The following is a 249-nucleotide window of genomic DNA, read 5'->3' on the forward strand; positions in this document are numbered from 1 at the left end:
GTTCAACGGTCCACGCGTTGTAAGCATTGATTAAAAATGCCAATTGCGATTCTTTGTCCCAAGCATCAAATTTAGTTTGGGTTATCTGACTCAGTTGGTTGAGATACCTGGTCAATATGGCTCGATCTTGTTGTATTGCTGCGTAATCTATCGCGCTACTGTGGCCTGAATTAATCGGTTTAACATGACGGTTGAGTAAGGTGTTCCACTCATCATGTAGCACCATTTTTGTCTGGCTCTGCACAAGAT

1 pseudogene is annotated in these 249 nt (G+C 42.6%); it reads right to left on the reverse strand.

The features are described from left to right. Window positions 1-249, reverse strand: a pseudogene (locus AAEY75_RS16435) (hypothetical protein); the annotation flags it as partial.

Source organism: Psychrobacter sp. TB55-MNA-CIBAN-0194 (assembly GCF_040309505.1).
GTDB lineage: Bacteria > Pseudomonadota > Gammaproteobacteria > Pseudomonadales > Moraxellaceae > Psychrobacter > Psychrobacter fozii.